At 67.2% G+C, this 18,431-nt stretch carries 20 protein-coding genes; 6 read left to right on the top strand and 14 right to left on the bottom strand.

What is annotated here, in order from left to right; all coding sequences use genetic code 11:
- Positions 1–379 precede the first annotated feature (379 nt).
- Positions 380–1,504 (top strand): GNAT family N-acetyltransferase, encoded by a 1,125-nt coding sequence (locus tag ACM0M4_RS09795; RefSeq protein ID WP_003114811.1) that lies wholly within the window; start codon positions 380–382, stop codon positions 1,502–1,504.
- Between the two features lie 32 nt (positions 1,505–1,536).
- Here ACM0M4_RS09795 and ACM0M4_RS09800 read toward each other — a convergent pair whose 3' ends face one another.
- The 5 genes from ACM0M4_RS09800 to ACM0M4_RS09820 all read right to left on the bottom strand — a co-directional run bounded on the left by ACM0M4_RS09800 (position 1,537) and on the right by ACM0M4_RS09820 (position 6,288).
- Positions 1,537–1,803, bottom strand: coding sequence for a DUF2790 domain-containing protein (locus ACM0M4_RS09800; protein ID WP_003091540.1), 267 nt, complete (start codon positions 1,801–1,803; stop codon positions 1,537–1,539).
- Between the two features lie 281 nt (positions 1,804–2,084).
- The gene (locus ACM0M4_RS09805; RefSeq protein ID WP_115288735.1) at positions 2,085–3,917 is read right to left on the bottom strand and encodes an ABC transporter ATP-binding protein; all 1,833 of its coding nucleotides are present in this window, start codon (positions 3,915–3,917) and stop codon (positions 2,085–2,087) included.
- A 62-nt stretch (positions 3,918–3,979) separates the two neighbouring features.
- On the bottom strand, positions 3,980–4,543 hold the full coding sequence (gene ppiA / locus ACM0M4_RS09810) for a peptidylprolyl isomerase PpiA (protein WP_003114812.1): 564 nt from the start codon (positions 4,541–4,543) through the stop codon (positions 3,980–3,982).
- Positions 4,525–5,352 (bottom strand): alpha/beta fold hydrolase, encoded by an 828-nt coding sequence (locus tag ACM0M4_RS09815; protein ID WP_003119699.1) that lies wholly within the window; start codon positions 5,350–5,352, stop codon positions 4,525–4,527. Before ACM0M4_RS09815 ends, ppiA begins: the two co-directional genes overlap by 19 nt.
- A 6-nt stretch (positions 5,353–5,358) precedes the next feature.
- The gene (locus ACM0M4_RS09820) at positions 5,359–6,288 is read right to left on the bottom strand and encodes a LysR family transcriptional regulator (protein WP_003091534.1); all 930 of its coding nucleotides are present in this window, start codon (positions 6,286–6,288) and stop codon (positions 5,359–5,361) included.
- A gap of 199 nt (positions 6,289–6,487) precedes the next feature.
- Here ACM0M4_RS09820 and ACM0M4_RS09825 point away from each other — a divergent pair, with 199 nt between their 5' ends.
- Together ACM0M4_RS09825 and azoR3 are read left to right on the top strand one after the other, a co-directional pair.
- Positions 6,488–6,805, top strand: a complete 318-nt coding sequence (locus ACM0M4_RS09825; RefSeq protein ID WP_003091533.1) for a hypothetical protein — start codon at positions 6,488–6,490, stop codon at positions 6,803–6,805.
- A 146-nt stretch (positions 6,806–6,951) separates the two neighbouring features.
- The gene (gene azoR3 / locus ACM0M4_RS09830) at positions 6,952–7,593 is read left to right on the top strand and encodes an FMN-dependent NADH-azoreductase AzoR3 (protein ID WP_003114814.1); all 642 of its coding nucleotides are present in this window, start codon (positions 6,952–6,954) and stop codon (positions 7,591–7,593) included.
- Between the two features lie 104 nt (positions 7,594–7,697).
- On the opposite strand, the gene ACM0M4_RS09835 is transcribed toward azoR3, so the two are convergent.
- The 3 genes from ACM0M4_RS09835 to ACM0M4_RS09845 form a co-directional block, all read right to left on the bottom strand.
- On the bottom strand, positions 7,698–8,597 hold the full coding sequence (locus ACM0M4_RS09835; protein ID WP_115288736.1) for a DMT family transporter: 900 nt from the start codon (positions 8,595–8,597) through the stop codon (positions 7,698–7,700).
- Positions 8,598–8,606: 9 nt separating this feature from the next.
- A complete protein-coding gene (locus ACM0M4_RS09840; RefSeq protein WP_003109191.1) occupies positions 8,607–8,942 on the bottom strand; it encodes a tRNA-binding protein in 336 nt (111 codons plus the stop codon).
- A 64-nt stretch (positions 8,943–9,006) separates the two neighbouring features.
- Positions 9,007–9,771 carry a helix-turn-helix domain-containing protein gene (locus tag ACM0M4_RS09845; protein ID WP_003114816.1) on the bottom strand — a complete coding sequence of 255 codons (765 nt, stop codon included), beginning with the start codon at positions 9,769–9,771 and terminating at the stop codon, positions 9,007–9,009.
- 146 nt (positions 9,772–9,917) lie between these two features.
- On the opposite strand from ACM0M4_RS09845, the gene ACM0M4_RS09850 reads away from it, so the two are divergent.
- Together ACM0M4_RS09850 and ACM0M4_RS09855 are read left to right on the top strand one after the other, a co-directional pair.
- A complete protein-coding gene (locus tag ACM0M4_RS09850) occupies positions 9,918–10,730 on the top strand; it encodes a UDP-2,3-diacylglucosamine diphosphatase (RefSeq protein WP_003091510.1) in 813 nt (270 codons plus the stop codon).
- Positions 10,727–11,782 (top strand): glycosyltransferase family 4 protein, encoded by a 1,056-nt coding sequence (locus ACM0M4_RS09855; RefSeq protein WP_015649197.1) that lies wholly within the window; start codon positions 10,727–10,729, stop codon positions 11,780–11,782. The genes ACM0M4_RS09850 and ACM0M4_RS09855 overlap by 4 nt, the downstream gene beginning before the upstream one ends.
- Here ACM0M4_RS09855 and ACM0M4_RS09860 read toward each other — a convergent pair.
- Positions 11,772–13,163 (bottom strand): protein CyaB, encoded by a 1,392-nt coding sequence (locus ACM0M4_RS09860; protein ID WP_003124349.1) that lies wholly within the window; start codon positions 13,161–13,163, stop codon positions 11,772–11,774. The genes ACM0M4_RS09855 and ACM0M4_RS09860 overlap by 11 nt on opposite strands.
- A gap of 216 nt (positions 13,164–13,379) precedes the next feature.
- Positions 13,380–13,697, bottom strand: a complete 318-nt coding sequence (locus ACM0M4_RS09865) for an Mpo1-like protein (protein WP_003114819.1) — start codon at positions 13,695–13,697, stop codon at positions 13,380–13,382.
- Positions 13,698–13,839: 142 nt separating this feature from the next.
- Here ACM0M4_RS09865 and ACM0M4_RS09870 point away from each other — a divergent pair, with 142 nt between their 5' ends.
- A complete protein-coding gene (locus tag ACM0M4_RS09870; RefSeq protein WP_003114821.1) occupies positions 13,840–14,853 on the top strand; it encodes an AraC family transcriptional regulator in 1,014 nt (337 codons plus the stop codon).
- 22 nt (positions 14,854–14,875) lie between these two features.
- On the opposite strand, the gene ACM0M4_RS09875 is transcribed toward ACM0M4_RS09870, so the two are convergent.
- The 4 genes from ACM0M4_RS09875 to ACM0M4_RS09890 are packed head-to-tail and all read right to left on the bottom strand — an operon-like array spanning position 14,876 to position 18,393.
- A complete protein-coding gene (locus ACM0M4_RS09875; RefSeq protein WP_014602687.1) occupies positions 14,876–15,520 on the bottom strand; it encodes an ABC-type transport auxiliary lipoprotein family protein in 645 nt (214 codons plus the stop codon).
- Entirely contained in the window at positions 15,517–16,455 is a 939-nt protein-coding gene (locus tag ACM0M4_RS09880; protein WP_003114822.1) for an MlaD family protein, read from the bottom strand. Before ACM0M4_RS09880 ends, ACM0M4_RS09875 begins: the two co-directional genes overlap by 4 nt.
- A 1-nt stretch (position 16,456) precedes the next feature.
- Complete coding sequence (locus ACM0M4_RS09885; protein WP_003124351.1) at positions 16,457–17,251, bottom strand: ABC transporter ATP-binding protein; 795 nt, start codon at positions 17,249–17,251, stop codon at positions 16,457–16,459.
- On the bottom strand, positions 17,248–18,393 hold the full coding sequence (locus ACM0M4_RS09890) for an MlaE family ABC transporter permease (RefSeq protein ID WP_003116404.1): 1,146 nt from the start codon (positions 18,391–18,393) through the stop codon (positions 17,248–17,250). The genes ACM0M4_RS09885 and ACM0M4_RS09890 overlap by 4 nt, the downstream gene beginning before the upstream one ends.
- Positions 18,394–18,431: the final 38 nt, after the last annotated feature.

Below are 18,431 nucleotides of genomic sequence, written 5' to 3' on the forward strand. Positions count from 1 at the left end.
GGGTTCCAAGCTTTCGCTCTGCGCTGGGGTAGGGTGAATAACCGCATCGCGGTTATCCGCCGTCGCGGCGGGTATCGGCGGATAACGCCTCCGGCGTTATTCGCCCTACGCGGAGGGTTCCCAGCTTTCGCTCCGCCGTTGCGGCGGGGTATCGGCGGATAACGCCTCCGGCGTTATTCGCCCTACGCGGAGGGTTCCCAGCTTTCGCTCCGCCGTTGCGGCGGGGTATCGGCGGATAACGCCGTTGGCGTTATGCGCTCTACGTAGGATGGATCGAAGCCTTCGCTTGGTGAAGGGCGGTTTCATCGCGGGTCCGCCGAGCGCTTTTTTTCCATCGACCGGCTTCACTTGCCTTGCGTCTCGCGCCAGACTGGCGCGCATGCCGATCCAGACGCTTGCCACCCTTGCCGATATCGACGCCGCCGAGTGGGACGCCTTGCTGCCTCCCGCCCAGCCATTCCTGCGTCATGCTTTCCTGTCCGCGCTGGAAGACAGCCACAGCGTGACGCCCGCTACCGGCTGGCGCCCGGCTCATCGCGTGCTGCGCGATCCGCAAGGGCGGCTGTGCGCGGCGCTGCCGGCCTATGTGAAGGCGCACTCGTACGGCGAATACGTGTTCGACTGGAGCTGGGCCGACGCCTGCCAGCGGGCCGGTATCCGCTACTACCCGAAGCTGCTGGTAGGGGTGCCCTTCACCCCGGTCGCCGGTGCGCGCCTGCTGGGCGAGGACGAAGGGTTGCAGGGGCTGCTCGCGTCCCTTGGCGAGGAGGCCGAGGCGAGCGGTCTGTCGAGCATCCATGTGAATTTCACCGACGCCCGGGCGGACACTTTGCTTGCCGCGCGTGACGGTTGGCTCGAACGCCTGGGTTGCCAGTACCACTGGCACAACCGCGGCTATCGGGACTTCCAGGACTTCCTCGAGGCCCTCAGTTCGCGCAAGCGCAAGCAACTGCGCAAGGAGCGCGAACAGGTCGGCGGACAGGGCATCGAGTTCGAATGGCGGGAAGGCGGCCAGTTGTCCGAACTGGAGTGGGATTTCGTCTATCTCTGCTACGCCAACACCTACCTGGTGCGCGACCGCGATCCCTACCTGAGCCGCGAGTTCTTCGGCCTGCTGGCCGAGCGCATGCCGGAGGCGATCCGCGTGGTCTTCGCCCACCAGCGTGGCAAGCCGGTGGCGATGGCGTTCAGCCTGGTCGCTGGAGATACCCTGTACGGGCGCTACTGGGGATGCCTGGCCGAGTTCGACCGGCTGCACTTCGAGACCTGCTTCTACCAGGGCCTGGAATTCGCCATCGGCGCCGGCCTGGCGCGCTTCGACGCCGGCGCCCAGGGCGAACACAAGCTGATCCGCGGTTTCGAGCCGGTGCTGACGCGCTCCTGGCACTACCTGGCACATCCCGGTCTGCGCGATGCCGTGGCGCAGTTCCTCGAACAGGAGCGGGCGGGTGTGCGCGCCTACGCCGAGGAGGCCCACGGCCTGTTGCCCTACCGCCAGGCCTGAAGGGGGCCGGAACGATAGGGCGTGGCGTCCGCTCAGCCGTTGCTGGTGCTGCCGCCCCATTCGAGGAAGCGGATCTTGTGCAGCTCGCCGCTATGGTCCTCGTAGACCACGGTCACCGGCACTACGCCGGTCCTGGTCGAATTGTCGGTACGGTGCAGGACATTCTTCACGTCCAGTTGCATGCCGTAGTGGTATTCCTCGACCGGCAGGCCGCGGCCCGGGTCCTTGTCCACGTCCTGGGCGAAGGCCATGGGGGCGAGGCTGGTGATGACGGCGGACACGACAGAGGCAAGTTTCATTCTGTGATTCTCCGTAGCGATGGGGCGAAATCCCCGGTACCGAGCACTGGCATCCTTGGTCGTCCGTGGCCGACGCCAGGTGGACGGGGACGATGCGGCAGGCGTCGGGATCGAGCCGGGGCACGGGTTCGATAAGAACACCGTTTCGCTGGCGGAAAAAATCGAAGCGCGTGCTAGTCGAGATCGACGGCGGTGATGATTGCCGCGAAAAGGCCCGTTGCAGAGCCTTTGACAAGGTCACCCAGGCCGGGCGGCGCGAGCCGCCGCCCGGTGCCGAGGCTTCAGTCGACGCCGACGAAGCCGCCGGTCTGGTGTTGCCAGAGGCGCGCATAGAGGCCGCCATGGGCGAGCAACTCGGCATGCGTGCCGCTTTCGGCGATGTGGCCCTTGTCCAGCACCACCAGGCGGTCCATGCGCGCAATGGTCGACAGGCGGTGGGCGATGGCGATCACCGTCTTGCCCTGCATCAGGGTCTCCAGGCTTTCCTGGATCGCCGATTCGACTTCCGAGTCCAGCGCCGAGGTCGCTTCGTCGAGGATCAGGATCGGCGCGTCCTTGAGCAGCACCCGGGCGATGGCGATGCGCTGGCGCTGGCCGCCGGAGAGCTTCACTCCGCGTTCGCCGACATGGGCGTCGAAGCCGCGGCGGCCCTCGGCGTCGCTGAGCAGCGGGATGAACTCGTCGGCGCGAGCCTTGCGCACCGCTTCCATGAGTTCCGCGTCGCTGGCGCCGGGGCGGCCGTAGAGCAGGTTGTCGCGGATCGAACGGTGCAACAGCGAGGTGTCCTGGGTGACCATGCCGATCTGCGCGCGCAGGCTTTCCTGGGTCACCCCGGCGATGTCCTGGCCATCGACCAGGATGCGTCCGCTCTCCAGGTCGTACAGGCGTAGCAGCAGGTTGACCAGGGTCGACTTGCCGGCGCCGGAAGGTCCGACCAGGCCGATCTTCTCGCCGGGCCGGACCTTCAGGTCGAGACCCTGGATCACGCCGCTGCCCTTGCCGTAGTGGAAGGCGATGTGCTCGAACTCCACCTCGCCGCGCTCTACCCGCAGCGGCTGGGCGTCCTCGCGGTCGACCACCTTGCGCGGCAGGGCGATGGTCTGCATGCCATCCTGGACCTGGCCGATGTTCTCGAAGATGCCGCCGACCACCCACATGATCCAGCCGGACATGTTGTTGATGCGGATCACCAGCCCGGTGGCCAGGGCGATGGCGCCCACCGAGATCAGCTCCTGGCTCCACAGCCACAGGGCCAGGCCGGTGGTGCCGGTGATCAGCACGCCGTTCATCACCGTGATGGTCACGTCCATGGAGGTCACTACGCGCCCGGCGCGTTGCGACTTGAGGGTCTGGTCGCCGATCGCTTCGCGGGCGTAGTCCTCTTCCTGGCGGGTGTGGGCGAACAGCTTCAGCGTGGTGATGTTGGTGTAGCCGTCGACGATCCGCCCCATCAGCTTCGAGCGCGAATCCGAGGCCTCCACCGAGCGGCGCTTGACCTGGGGAACGAAGTAGGCGAGGGCGCCGACGTAGGCGAACACCCACAGCACCAGAGGGATCATCAGGCGCCAGTCGGCCTCGGCGAACAGCACCAGGGCGCTGACGGTATAGATCAGCACGTGCCAGAGGGCGTCCACCACCTGCACCGCCGAATCGCGCAACGAGTTGCCGGTCTGCATGATGCGCTGGGCGATGCGCCCGGCGAAATCGTTCTGGAAGAAGCCGAGGCTCTGCTTGAGCACGTAGCGGTGGTTCTGCCAGCGGATCAGGTTGGTCATGCTCGGGTTGATGCTCTGGTGCACCAGCATGTCGTGCAGGGCGTTGAACAGCGGGCGCAGGACCAGCGCCACCACCGCCATCCAGATCAGTTCGTTGGCGTGCACGCGGAAGAACTCCGCGCTGGGCGTGCTCTGGGCGAGATCGACGATGCGGCCGAGGTAGCTGAACAGCGCCACCTCGATCAGCGCGACGATCAGGCCGACCACCAGCAGGGCCAGGAACACCGGCCAGACCTGGCGCAGGAAGTAGACATAGAAACGCAGCACTTCGCTGGGCGGCATGCGTTCGGAAGCACTGCGGAACGGGTTGATCAGACGTTCGAAACGACGATAAAGCATGATGGCTCTCTTCTGGAGCGGGCCCGTCCTGGGCCCGCCGGATCAAGCCCCTGCGGCTGGACTCAGAGGCGTTTGGCGGACAGGATCACCACGTCGTCGCTCGGCACGTCGGCGAAGCCGTTGCGGCGGGTGGTGGGAACCTTGGCGATCTGGTCGACCACGCCCATGCCACGCACCACCTTGCCGAACACGGCATAGCCGAAGTCGCGGGCACCATGGTTGAGGAAGTCGTTGTCGGTCAGGTTGATGAAGAACTGGCTGGTGGCCGAATCGACCACTCCGGTACGGGCCATGGCGAGGGTGCCGCGCTCGTTGAGCAGGCCGTTGTCGGCCTCGTTCTTGATCGGTGCACGGGTCTTCTTCTCCTGCATGCCGGCGCTGAAGCCGCCGGTCTGCACCATGAAGCCCGGGATCACGCGGTGGAACAGGGTGCCGTCGTAGTAGCCGCTGTCGACGTACTCGAGGAAGTTCTTCACGCTGATCGGCGCCTTGGCCGGATCGAGTTCTACCTCGATCTCGCCGAGGCTGGTGGCGATCAGGACGTGCGGCTTGGCGGCAGGCGTGGCGGCCAGCAGGGAACCGGCGAAGAGCAGGGTGCAGGCGGCGATCAGGAGACGTTTGAGCATGGTTGTTCCTTGGTTTTATCGATATCGGCGAGGAAGCCGAGCAGGGTGGTGTTGAAAATCTCGGGTTGGTCCATCGGCGTGGCGTGGCGGGAGTCCTCCACCACCACCAGGCGGGCGTCGGCGATCCGCTCGCAATAGGCCTGCTTCAGCGATACCGGCGTGTAGTCGCGATCCGCGCTGATCACCAGGGTCGGACAGGCGATCTCGGCCAATCGTTCCTGCACGCCCCAGCCGATGATCGCGTCGAGGCTGGCCAGGTAGGCGCGCTTGTCGTTCTCCGCCCAGCGCGCCTCGATCTTCTCTCGCAGCCCGGCCTGTTCCGCCTTGGGAAACAACAGCCGGCCGAGGGCGCGGCCGATGGTCCGCAGGCTGAGCAGGCGCGAGAGGAGCTTGCGCTTGGCCACCTCCAGATGTTCGCGAGGCTTGCGCGGGATGACTTCCGGAGTGCTGTTGACGATGGTCAGGCTGCGCAGCAGGTCGGGTCGGTCGCAGGCCAACTGGAAGCCGATCATCCCGCCCATGCTGATGCCGACCAGGTGTACCGGGCCGCAGCCGAGCCGGTCGAGCAGCGCCGCGCAGTCCTCGGCGAAGCCGGCCATGCTGTAGCCGCCGCGCGGCTTGCCGGAGCGGCCGTGGCCGCGCAGGTCCGGGACCAGCAGGCGGTAGTGGCCCAGCAGGGCCGGCAACTGGTATTCCCAGTCGCGGGCGCTCGAACCGAGACCGTGCAGCAGCAGGACCGGCGCGCGCTCGGTGGGACCGGGGTGGTCGTCGTAGACGAGGGTGCAGTCGCGGTGCTGGAAGTCAGGCATCTGCGTTCACTCGGCGGCCGGTTCGGGCGCCGCGAAGGGCGCGTTGAGCGGTACGTTGGCGAACGACTTGAGCATTTCCATGAGGATCTGGCTGGCCGGGCCGAGCGGCTTTTCCTTGTTGGTGTAGAGGTAGAAGCGGCTCTGCCGCACGCCGCCCTGGCTCAGCGGCAGCGGCTTGAGCTGGCCACTCTGCAGTTCGCGCTCGATGATGTGTCGCGGCAGCCAGGCGAAGCCCAGGCCGTTGCCGACGAAGGTCGCCGCGGTAGCCAGGCTGCCCACCGTCCAGCGCTGTTCGGCGCCCAGCCAGCCGTGGTCGCGCGGCTGTAGCCGGCCGCTGTCGCGGATCACCACCTGCATCTGGGTTTCCAGGTCCTGGTGGGTCAGTTCGCGTTGCAGGCGGTGCAGCGGATGGTCGGGGTGGGCCACGGCGACGAACTCGACCACGCTGAGGTCGGCGCCGAGGTGGCCGGGAATGATCAGGCCGCTGATCGCCAGGTCGGCGGCGCCCTGGATCAGCGCTTCCTCGACGCCGGAGAGCACTTCCTCGCGCAGCAGCACGCGACAGCCGCGGCTCTGCGGCATGAAGGCGGACAGCGAGCGGACGATCCGCGCGGTGGGGTAGGCGGCGTCCACCACCAGGCGCACCTCGGGTTCCCAGCCCTGTTCCATGTGGTGCGCCAGTTCCTCCAGTTGCCCGGCCTGCTTGACCAGTTGCCGCGAACGGCGCAGCAATACTTCGCCGGCCTCGGTCAGCACCGCCTTGCGTCCGTCGATGCGCAGCAGCGGCACGCCGAGCTGTTCCTGCATGCGCGCCACGGTATAGCTGATCGACGATTGCGAGCGGTGCAGGGCTTCCGCGGCCTGGGCGAAGCCGCCGTGGTCGACCACCGCCTGCAGGGTCCGCCATTGGTCCAGGGTTACGCGTGGCGCTTTCATTTCCGCCTCCTCGAATGCAGGGATGCCTCGCCGGCGTTTCCGCGGCCGGCAGGCGATGACGAGTGCGCCGGAGGGGCGACTTCGCTTATCGTGTCGTCGGCGTCCTGTACGGGGTAGCTGTCCATTCTCTTGACGTACGGGATGCCGTGGTTTTCAGGGTGTTGCCATTTTTCCATCTGTCGCTACCGGGAGTCCGGCCATGAAAAGGCTTTGCTGTTTCGCACTATCGCTGCTGCCCCTGTCCGCTTTCGCCTATCCGATCGAGGTCGACCCGCAACTCAACGGCACCGAGGTCTCCTACAGCACCCAGGACATCGGGCGCGACATGGGCGCGATCCTTCTCACCAACCTGGGAGGCCAGGCGGCAGAGTGCACGGCGGTGTTCCGCAACGGCCCGGAGACCCCGAAAGTGCGCAAGGGCGTGATCCAGCCCGGGCAGAACAGCAACTTCACCGCGCAATTCGGCCGCGACATCATCAAGTTGCGGATCAAGCTGACCTGCAAGATCGCGAAATAGAGCGTTCTCTCACCGAAAGACTAGGTGGTGCCTGTTTATAAATCAACCTGGTCGATATTTAACAGCGGTTTTTTCAACTTTTTAATCGATTAATCATTCTCTACCCTCACCTCCATCGTTGTAGCGCAGTGGGTGGAGGTCGAGTCATGTCCCGTGTCCTGGTTATCGAGAGCAGTGCCCGCCAACGGGGCTCGGTTTCCCGCCTGCTGACGGCGGAATTCATCTCCCACTGGAAAATCGCGCATCCCGCTGATCGCTTCCAGGTCCGCGACCTGGCGCGCGAGCCGCTGCCGCACCTCGATGAATTATTGCTGGGAGCCTGGACCACCCCCTGTGATGGCCATAGCGCTGCGGAAAGGCGCGCCCTCGAGCGTTCCAATCGCCTGACCGAGGAGTTGCGGATGGCGGACGTGCTGGTGCTGGCGGCACCGATGTACAACTTCGCCATTCCCAGCAGCCTGAAGAGCTGGTTCGACCATGTGCTGCGCGCCGGCCTGACCTTCCGTTACGCCGAGCAGGGGCCGGAAGGCCTGCTACAGGGCAAGCGCGCCTTCGTTCTCACCGCCCGCGGCGGGATCTACGCCGGCGGTGGTCTCGATCACCAGGAACCCTATCTGCGCCAGGTGCTGGGCTTCGTCGGCATCCACGACGTCACCTTCATCCACGCGGAGGGCATGAACATGGGCCCGGAATTCCGTGAGAAAGGCCTGGCGCGAGCCCGTGAGCGGATGCGGCAGGCGCTGGAAACCGACACCTCCCTTTGCGTCCCTCTGCCAACGCTCCGGTGATTGGACGCAGCACCCGGTCGAACCCCTTCCCCCCGCGTGTTCGACCGGGTTTTTTTATTCACTGCGGACTTTCGATGGTTGCCGGTGTGACGGCCGGGGCGGATTCAGGCGCGCTCGGGATCGCCTCGTTCGTCGCCGACTGCGGTTTTCCTGCCCCGTGCACCGAGGCGCGCCGACAGCACGATGGCGAGGATGATCAGGGCACCGCCGAGGAACATCCGCGGCCCCGGCGTCTCATGGAACAGCAGCCAGGCGAAGGCGATCCCGTAGACCGGCTCCAGGGCGAATACCAGTGCCGCGGTGCGGGCCTTGACCACCGCCAGGCTGGCCACGAACAGGCTGTGCGCCAGGCCGGTGCAGAAGACGCCCAGCAGGGCCAGCCAGAGCCAGTCGAGAGCGGGTGGCGCCGGTAGTTCGCCGACCGCGAATGGCAGCAGGCACAGGGCGACTACCAGGTTCTGCCAGAGCGCCGCCTGCACCGGGCCGACCTGCCCGCTGTTGCTACGGTTGGCCAGCGACAGCAGGGCGAACAGCAGGCCGGAAAGGATCGCCCAGAGCAGGCCGAGGGTGGCGCCGCTGGCGAGGTCGAAGTTCGGCGTGACCAGCACCAGGCCAAGGCTGACCAGGACCACCAGCAGTCCTTCCGCGAGATGAATGCGCTCGCGGAAGAGCAGCCCTTCGAGGATTACCGTGAAGGCCGGGAAGCTGGCGAAGCCGAGGGTGGCGATGGCCACGCCGGCGGTCTTCACGGCGATGAAGAAACTCACCCAGTGGCCGGCCAGGAGCAGGCCGCAGAGCGCCAGGCGCAGCCATTGCGCGGGTCCCAGGGCGCGCCAGGCCTGGCCCGCGAGGCGGGCGAAGAGGCCGAGGGCGAGCACCGCGAACAGCGCACGACCGAACACGATCACCCCGGGGGAGGCGCTGGCCAGCTTGCCGAACACCCCGGTCAGGCCGAAGAGGAGGGCGCCGCCGTGCAGGGCGGCGAGGGCGGAACGTCGATTCATGGGGATCCTTCAGGCCAGGCGCGCACCGTTGGGCAGGGGCTTGTCGAAGCCGGCCAGGACCACCTTGTCCTCGCTATCGTAGACCCCGGTGACCAGGACCTCCGAGCGCACCCCGGCGATCTGCTTCGGAGCGAAGTTGCAGACGCAGAGGACCTGGCGTCCGACCAGTTGCTCGGCCTGGTAGTGTGCGGTCAGTTGCGCGCTGGAGGTGCGCAGGCCGAGCGGTCCGAGGTCGACCTCGAGGACATAGGCGGGTTTGCGTGCCTTGGGGTTGGGAGCGGCGCTGAGGATGGTGCCGACGCGCAGTTCGACGCGTTCGAAATCCTGCCATTCGATGATGTCCATGCTGACTCCTGTTCTGTCGATGGGCAGAGAGTAAGGAGTCGTGACGGATTTGTCTGTCGTGCGGCTAGCCGGTTTTGTCGCGGGACTCGCGACGCAGTTGTCGCGGGGTGACGCCGAACTCGCGGACCAGCGCTGCGGTGAAGGCGCTCTGCGAGGCGTAGCCGACCCGGGCGGCGATCTCGCCCACCGCCAGGCTGCTCTCCAGCAACAGTTCGTGGGCCTGGTGCAGGCGTCGGCTGCGCGCGTAGTCCATGGGCGTCTGTCCGGTCTCGGCGAGGAACAGGCTGTGGAAGCGCGCCACCGAAAGACCGGCCAGCCGCGCCAGGTCGGCTACCTGTAGCGGATGGGCGGCATGGCGGTCGAGGTAGGCGTCGAGGCTGGCCAGTGGCAGGCGGGGCTGCTGGCGCGGCGGCTGGCGCTCGCTGGCCAGGCTGGCGAGGAGCAGGCCGGCGCCCTGGTGGGCGATCACCGGGTCGTTGATCGGGCCGCTGGCCAGCCAGTTCACCAGTTGACCCTGGGCGGGCGTCAGCGACAGCGCCTGCGGTCGCTCGAACAGCCGCCTGCCGGCTTCGGCGTGTTCGCCCAGGCCCAGCAGCAGGCTGCCGTCGCAGGGCAGGTCGAGGACCAGGCAGCGGCTGCCGGAGGGACTCGAGCAGGCATGCCGGGCTTGCGCCGGAACCACCGCGAAGGTCTGCCGCAACACGCGGCTGCCGCGCCCCTCGACCTCGAAGTCGAGGCAGCCGCTGAGGCCCAGGACCAATTGGGCATGGTCATGGCTGTGGACGATCTGGTCGTGGCTGTAGTGGCGCAGGGAAAGGATCGAACCCATGGCGAAGCTCCCGGAGGCAGGCGCCCAGTCTACCCGCTGGCGCCGGCGACAGACAGCCGGGCCCTGTCACGCAACGGTCGCCGGCCTGTCACAGTCGTTTCACCGGCGCCGGCCAAGATCGGAAAAACACCGTCGGAGACCCGCCGATGAGCACCGCGCAACGCTTCACCTCGAACCGCAAGCAGCGGGTCCGGACCCTGTGGATCTCGGATGTCCACCTGGGGACGCGGGATTGCCAGGCCGAACACCTGGCGGCGTTCCTCAAGCGCTACCACGCCGATCGCATCTACCTGGTGGGCGACATCATCGACGGCTGGAAGCTGCGCGGCGGCATCTACTGGCCGCAGGCGCACACCAACGTGATCCGCCGCCTGCTCACCCTGAGCAAGCGCGGCACCGAGGTGATCTACGTCACTGGCAACCATGACGAATTCCTGCGCCGCTATTCGAGCCTGATCCTCGGCAACATCCGCCTGGTCGACGAGGCGGTGCACAGTACCGCCGACGGCCGCAAGCTGCTGGTGATACACGGCGACCAGTTCGACGTGATCACCCGCTACCACCGCTGGCTGGCGTTCCTCGGCGATTCCGCCTACGAGTTCACCCTGCTCCTCAACCGTTGGCTGAACCACTGGCGGCGGCGCTGGGGCTACGGCTACTGGTCGCTGTCGGCGTACCTCAAGCACAAGGTCAAGACCGCGGTGAACTTCATCAGCGACTTCGAGGAAGCCATCGCCCACGAGTGCCACAAGCGCGGGCTCGACGGGGTGGTCTGCGGGCACATCCACCATGCCGAGATCCGCCGCATCGAGGGCGTCGATTACCTCAACTGCGGCGACTGGGTGGAGTCCTGCACGGCGCTGATCGAACACTGGGACGGCAGCATCCAGCTCTACCGCCTGGCCGAGGAGCAGGCGCGGCTGGCGGCGCAGGCCGCGGCGGTCGAGCCGGCGGCATGAGGCTATTGATCGTCAGCGACGCCTGGTTACCGCAAGTCAACGGAGTCGTCACCAGCCTGCTGGCCCTGCAGCGCGAGCTGGAACTGCTGGGCCACCAGGTACGGGTGCTGTCGCCCGCCGACTTCCGCTGCCTGCCCTGTCCCAGCTATCCGGAAATCCCCCTGGCCTGGAACCTCTGGCGCCTCGGCGGGCTGATCGAGGCCTTTGCCCCGGATGCCGTGCACCTGGCCACCGAGGGGCCGCTCGGCTGGGCCGCGCGGCGCTGGCTGGGCAAGCGCGGCCTGGACTTCACCTCGGCGATCCATACGCGCTTTCCCGAATACCTGCGTGACCGCTGTCCGTGGCTGCCGTTGTCCTGGGGCTATGCCTTCCTGCGCACCTTCCATCGGCCGAGCCGGGCGGTGCTGGTGAGCACCCCGCGCCTGCGCGACGAGTTCTGCGCCTGGCGCTTCCAGCACCTGCGGCTGTGGCGCAAGGGCGTCGATACCGAATTGTTCCATCCCGCCGAGACACCTCCGGCGAAAGAGCGGCCGCCGGTGTTCCTGTATGTCGGGCGGCTGGCGACGGAAAAGAACCTGGAGGCGTTCCTCGATCTCGAACTGCCGGGCGAAAAATGGCTGGTGGGCGACGGCCCGCAGCGGGCGGCGCTGGAGCAGCGCTATCCACAGGCGCGTTTTCTCGGCTACCGCCATGGCCGCGCGCTGGCCGACGCCTACCGGGCGGCCTCGGTGCTGGTGTTCCCCTCGCTGACCGATACCTATGGCCTGGTGATGCTCGAAGCCCTGGCCTGTGGCGTGCCGGTGGCGGCCTTCGCCGTGCCGGGGCCGCTGGATGTATTGCAGCAGGGCGTGACCGGGGTCATGCACGAGGATCTTGGCGAAGCCTGCCGCCAGGCGCTGGCGCTGGATCGCCAGGCCTGCGGGTGCTGGGCGCGAGAACAGTCCTGGCGGGTTTCGGCGGAGGAGTTCCTGGCTCTGCAGGCGAGCGGCCCGCGGACTGCGCCGGAATGGCGCGACGAACTGCCGGCGGCGTTCGACGAACTTAGAGGATGACCTTGTCGCGCAGGCGTTCGGCGGCCTGTTGCAGGGCCTGGATGACCCGTTCCTTGTCGTAGTTCTGGATGTTGTTGGTGTCCAGGTACATGGAGAAGCCGGGCAATTCGTGCTCGACGTAGCTGGGCGCGGCGCCGAGGTCGCGGCGCGAGTCCACCACCTGGTAGATCTGCACCGGGCGGCTGAAGCCCTTGACCGCGATCTGGCCCTTGTCGCGGCACATGATCACGTCCTTGATCAGCGAGTAGGTCTCGTGGGAAATGAGGATTTCGCCGGCTTCCGAGGCGCTTTCCAGGCGGCTGGCGAGGTTCACCTCGCGGCCGATGATGGTGTAGTCCATGCGCGTGTCGGCGCCGAAGTTGCCCACCGTGCAATAGCCGGTGTTGATGCCCATGCGGATTTCCAGCGGCTTGGTGATGCCCTGGGCCCGCCACTGCTGGCGCAGCACCTTCATGTGCTTGCGCATGGCGATGCCCATCGATACCGCAGCCACCGCGTCCTTCTTCGCGCCCTGGGTGCTGGGGTCGCCGAAGAACACCATGACGCAGTCGCCGACGAACTTGTCGATGGTGCCGCCGTACTTGAGGGCGATCTTCGACATTTCGTTGAGGTAGTTGTTGAGCAGGTCGGTCAGGGCCTCGGCTTCCAGTTCCTCGGATAGCTCGGTGAAGCCGCGGATGTCGGAGAAGAACACGGTGAGCTTCTTGCGCTGGGTTTCCAGGCGCACGCTCTTCTTGCCGCTGAAGATCATTTCCCAGACCTGCGGCGACAGGTACTTGGCCAGGTTGCGCGCGAGCCGCGCGGCCTTTTCCTGCTCGCGGGCGATCTCCTGGCGCACCTGGGCCAGGCGCAGGCCCTGCTGGTGGCCGAAGAAGGCGGTGATGCAGATGTACAGTCCGCAGAACAGGATGCTGACCGCGGCCACCTCGACCGGGGTATTGCCCAGCAGCGGCGGGGCGACGAGCACGGCGACCAGCAGGGCGCTGCTGGCCGATACCAGCAAGGCCATGCCGAGCAGGCGCAGGCCGCCGATGACCAGCGCGGTGAAGCTCAGCACCAGCAGGAACATCAGGCTGGGCACCACGGAGAAGCCGAGCAGCGCCATGCCCAGGCCACAGTGCACGGCGTCGACCGCGAGCAGGGCGCGGGTCACCTTGCGCGGGTCGTGCTGGCGGAAGCGCTGGCCGAGGTGGTACGCCAGGTGCGGGTAGAGCAGCGCATAGGGCACCATCCAGAGGATGCCGTAGCTGAAATACTGGGTGTAGGTTCCCGCCGCGATGCTGGCGCCACAGGCGATATAGGCCAGCACGCGCGAATAGTATTCACGCATGGACGCGACGGACCGGCTCGTCGGCGAGCGGTCGGGGAGGGTAGGCTTCATGCGCTGGAGAGGATCCCTGTGTATTTTCGTCCCGGCTCGGCCTCGTGAGCTTTCCGCCTGGGGAATGGCGGGTGGCCAGGTTGCTGGCGGAATCTTAACCAAGCGTTTGCGCGGCGGCCAGTGACAGCTGATCGATAGTTCAGGAAAGCGCGCCGATCCGGGACCGACGGTCGTCCCGGGGGAGCGACCGGCCCGGGGGCCAGCCGCGCGGATGGGTCAGAAGCGGATGCGGCCGGTGAAAGCGTCCTTGAGCATCACCCAGTCGCCCATGAACGACCACAGCGGGTACTTGAAGGTGGCCGGGCGGTTCTTCTCGAAGACGAAGTGGCCGACCCAGGCGAAGCCGTAGCCCACCAGCGGCAGCGCCAGCAGCCATAGCCACTGCTGGCTGGCCACGGCGTGGAAGAGCACCGCCAGCACCAGCAGGCTGCCGACGTAGTGCAGGCGGCGGCACACCGCGTTGCTGTGTTCCTGCAGGTAGTAGGGGTAGAACTCGGCGAAACTGTGGAAACGCTCGTCATCAGGGCTGCTCATGGAATGCCTCCTCTCGTTGTGTCCGCGCAGTGTAGTGCGGGCCGCACGATGTCGCGGATGACATACAGGGCCAGTTTAGTATCCTTGGGCCGCCAGGCCGGACGACGGTCGGCGTGCCTCCCGCCAGAACAAGAAGAGACCGATGCCGGAACGTACAACCTTGTCCAGCTGGGTCCAGGGCATCGTCCTCGCCCTGGAGCTGGAAGGCCTCGACGGACGCCAGCTGTTCGCCGAGCTGGGCCTCGACTACCAGGCCTTGCAGGACCCCGACGCGCGCTTCCCGCAGGACGCCATGAGCCGTCTGTGGCAGCGTGCGGTGGCGCTCAGCGGCAACCCGGCGATCGCCCTGAACATCGCCCGGGTCCGGCGCCCGGCTTTCCACGTCGTCGGCTATGCGCTGATGTCGAGCCGCAACCTGGCGGAAGGCTTCGCGCGCCTGGAGCGCTACCAGCGGATCATCGCGGAAGCGTCCGACCTGACTTTCCGCCGCACGCCGCAGGGCTATCGAATCGGCGTCACGGTGCATGGCGATCGCCTGCCGGCGCCACCGCAGAGTGCCGAATGCTCGCTGGCCTACCTGGTGGACATGGTCCGCTGGATCACCGGCCGGTCGCTGGACCCGCTGGCGGTGGAACTGCCCGGCGCGCCCCGCGAGCCGCTGGCACCCTATGTCGAGCTGTTCCGCGCGCCGCTGCGCTTTCACGCCGAGGAGTTCGCGCTGGTGTTTTCCCGCGTCGACCTCGAGACGCCGCTACCCTCGGCCAACGAGGCGCTGGCCCAGTTGCACGATCGCTTCGCCGGCGAATACCTGGCGCGTTTCAGTACCAGCCGCATTACCCATCTGACCCGGCAGACCTTGTGCCGGCTGCTGCCGCAGGGAGAACCCAAGCGCGAACGGGTGGCCCAGGCGCTGCACCTGTCGCAGCGCACCTTGCAACGGCGCCTCCAGGAAGAAGGCACCAGCTACCAGCAACTGCTCGACGACACGCGCCGGGATATGGCCGAACAGTATCTCCAGCAGCCCGGCCTGACCTTGCTGGAAGTCGCCTACCTGCTGGGTTTCGCCGATCCGAGCAATTTCTTCCGGGCATTCCGCCGCTGGTTCGGCTGCACGCCCAACGAATACCGGGCGCGCCGCCAGGAGCGCCCGGGCTAGTCGCCAGGCCAGGCGGGACGCTTCAGGGCTGCACGGCGGGTTGCGCCGAGGCCTGGCGTAGGGTCCAGTCGAGAACCTGGGCCGACAGCGTATCGCCGGCCTTGCCGAAGGCGCTGACCACCGCCGCGACCTTCTTGCCATCCACCGGCTGGCTGACCTCGAAACGCCGGCTGGCGACCACGCGCTTGTCGTCGGTACGCACCAGGCGCGCGTCGTAGCGGATCAGCGCGCTGGCCTGGCCGTTCGGGTACTCGGTCTGGAAGGCGCGAAGGTCGCCGCCCAGTTCGAAATCGGCCTGCAGGTTGCTGTCGTCGCTGCTCAGGCCGCGGACCCGGCCGTCGGCCTGGAACGCCTGCATCAGACGATCGCGCAGCAGCGACGGCGCCGGATCGCTCCAGCGCGCGCCCTGGTACACGCTGATTTCGTCGCCGTGCGGGCGCACCGCGATGCGCGGGCTCTCCAGCACCAGGCTGGTACGCGGCCGGGCGATCCGCAGCGACCAGTCGACCGGCCGCGCGGCGGCGCTGGCCGGAGGGTTGTGCACCGGTAGCAGGTAGACCTGGAGGACCTGCGCCTCCGGCAGGATCGAGCAGGCGCCGAGGGTGGCGAGCGCGGCCAGGCCGGCGGCCAGGGACAGGCGACGCAGCAGGCGAAGGGCGAGCCTCATGGGGTGAACTCCTTGGTTTTTTCCCGGCCCAGCAGGTAGTTCGCCGGGTTCTCTTCCAGGCGCCGGCTGATTCCGCGCAGTGCCGCCAGGGTATCGCGCAGTTCGCTGACCGCCGGGCCCAGCTCGGCGAGTCCCTGGATGCCGCCGTCCAGCGAGTGGCGATTCTCGCTGATCAACTGGTCGAGGGTGGCGCTGGTGCGCTCCAGCGAAGCCATGGTCTTGTTGGCGTTTTCCAGCATCCCCTTGCCTTGCTCGTTGAGCAGGCCGTTGGCGCTGCGCATCAACTCGCTGGCCTGGGCCAGGGCGGCGTTGGCCTGCCTGCTCGCCTGGGCCAACTGCTGCATCACCGCGCTGACGTTCTCGCGCTCGGCGGAGAGCGCGCCGGTGGCCTGGTCGAGATGGTCGAGGGTGCGGCTGATGCGCGCTGTGTTTTCCTCGGAGAGCAGGTTGCTGAAGCGCGCGATGAGCTGGTTGATGTTGCCCATCAGGTCTTCGCCGTTGCTCAGTAACTGGGTCAGCGGCGAGGGCGTGGCGACGATCACCGGGATCTTCCCGTCCTTGCCCTCCAGCATCGGGCTGGCGGGCGTGCCGCTGCTGAGCTGGATGATCGAGGTGCCGGTGATCCCGGTGAGCGCCAGCTTGGCGGTGGTGTCCTGCTTGATCGGCGCGCTGGCCACCACGCGGATGCGTGCCCAGACCTTGCGCGGGTCCTTCGGATCGAGGCGGAGGAAGGCCACGTCGCCGACCTTGATCCCGCTGTACTGCACCGAGCTGCCCTGGGAAAGGCCGCTGACCGCTTCGTTGAAGACGATGTCGTAGTAGTTGAACTTGCCCTCCGAGCCGGACTTGGCCAGCCACAGGCCGAAGAGCAGGGCGGCGCCGATCACGATCACGCTGAACAGGCCGATCAACACATGGTGGGCTCGGGTTTCCATCTCAGTGATTCTCCGGCACGGCGGCGGCTTGGTGGGCGGCGCGCCCGCGCGGCCCGTGGAAGTATTCGCGAACCCAGGCGTCGTCGGTGGCGGCGACCCGTTCCAGGGTGTCGACCACCAGGACCTTCTTCTGCGACAGCACGGCGACCCGGTCGCAGATGGTGTACAGGGTGTCCAGGTCATGGGTGACCAGGAACACGGTCAGGCCGAGGGCGTCGCGCAGGGTACGGATCAGGTTGTCGAAGGCCGCCGCGCCGATCGGGTCGAGGCCGGCGGTGGGCTCGTCGAGGAACAGGATGTCCGGGTCCAGCGCCAGGGCGCGGGCCAGGGCGGCGCGCTTGATCATGCCGCCGGAAAGCGAGGCCGGATACTTGTCGCCGGCGTTGGCCGGTAGCCCGGCCAGGGCCAGCTTGACCTGGGCCAGGTGCTCGGCGTCGGCGCGCGGCAGGCCGGCGTTCTCGATCAGCGGCAGGGCGACGTTCTCCACCACGGTAAGCGAGGAAAACAGCGCGCCCTGCTGGAACAGCACGCCGAAGCGCCGTTCGACCAGGGAGCGGCGCTCCTCCGGCAGTTGCAGCAGGTCTTCGCCGAACACCCGCACGCTGCCGGAGGTCGGCCGGCGCAGGCCGACGATGCTGCGCAGCAGCACCGACTTGCCGGTGCCGGAGCCGCCGACCACGCCGAGGATCTCGCCGCGACGGACGTCGAGGTCGAGGTGCTCGTGGACCACCTGGGCGCCGAAACGGTTGCACAGGTCGCGGACCTGGATGATCGCCTGCGGGTTGTCCTGGTTCACCAGCCCATCTCCATGAAGAACAGCGCGGCGAGGGCGTCGAGCAGGATCACCACGAAGATCGAGTGGACCACGCTGGTGGTGGTGTGCTCGCCCACCGACTGGGCGCTGCCGCTGACCTTGAAGCCTTCCAGGCAGCCGATCACGGCGATCAGGAAGGCGAACAGCGGGGCCTTGCTGATACCGACCAGGAAATGCTGTACGCCGATTCCGTCCTCCATGATCGACAGGAACATCGCCGGCGGGATGTCCAGGGTCCAGGCGCAGACGGTCATGCCGCCGACGATGCCGCAGAGCATGCCGACGAAGGTCAGCATCGGTAGCGATACCAGCAGCGCCAGCACCCGCGGCAGCACCAGCAGCTCGATGGGGTTGAGGCCGAGGGCGCGGATCGCGTCGATCTCCTCGTTGGCCTTCATCGAGCCGATCTGCGCGGTGAAGGCGCTGGCGGTGCGGCCGGCCATGAGGATCGCGGTGAGCAGCACGGCGAACTCGCGGAGGAAGGAGAACACCACCAGGTTGACCGTGTAGATGGTCGCGCCGAAGTTGGCCAGCACCGTGGCGCCGAGGAAGGCGATCACCGCGCCGACCAGGAAGGTCAGCAGGGCGATGATCGGCACCGCGTCCAGGCCGCTCTTCTCGATGTTCGCCACCAGCGGCGTGACCCGCCAACTGGCCGGGCGGACCAGGCTGCGGAACAGGGTCTCCAGGGTCAGGCCGATGAAGCCGAGGAGTGCCTTGAGGTGCAGCCAGAAGGTCTCCATGGCACAACCGATGCGAGCCAGCAGTTCGATGGCGGTGGTTGGCGGCTTGGGTTTCTCCGGCTCGCAGAAGTCGTGCAGGGCGTGGCCGACGGTCTTCAGCAGGGCCTGGCGCTCGCGCGGCAGGCCGGGCTCCAGCTCGGCGAGGTCGGCCAGGCGCTCGGCGCCGAGCAATTCGGCGAGCAGGGCGGCGCCGGCGGTATCCAGGGCGCCCAATTGGCTCAGGTCGAAGCTGGCGTTGCCCGCCACTTCGCTGCGCAGGCGCGTCACCTCGCGCTCCAGAGCCGTGTAGTGGGCGAGCGTCCAATCACCTATGGCTCTGACGCGGGCGGGCTGGGTGGAGCTATCCAGGCTCACGTGGCCGGGTTGCGGCTGTGTCGTCATGGTGCAGAAGCTTACACCGGCTTTTCAGTCCCTGAGTA

This window comes from Pseudomonas sp. 18-147, assembly GCF_051048045.1.
Taxonomy (GTDB): Bacteria; Pseudomonadota; Gammaproteobacteria; order Pseudomonadales; family Pseudomonadaceae; genus Pseudomonas; species Pseudomonas aeruginosa.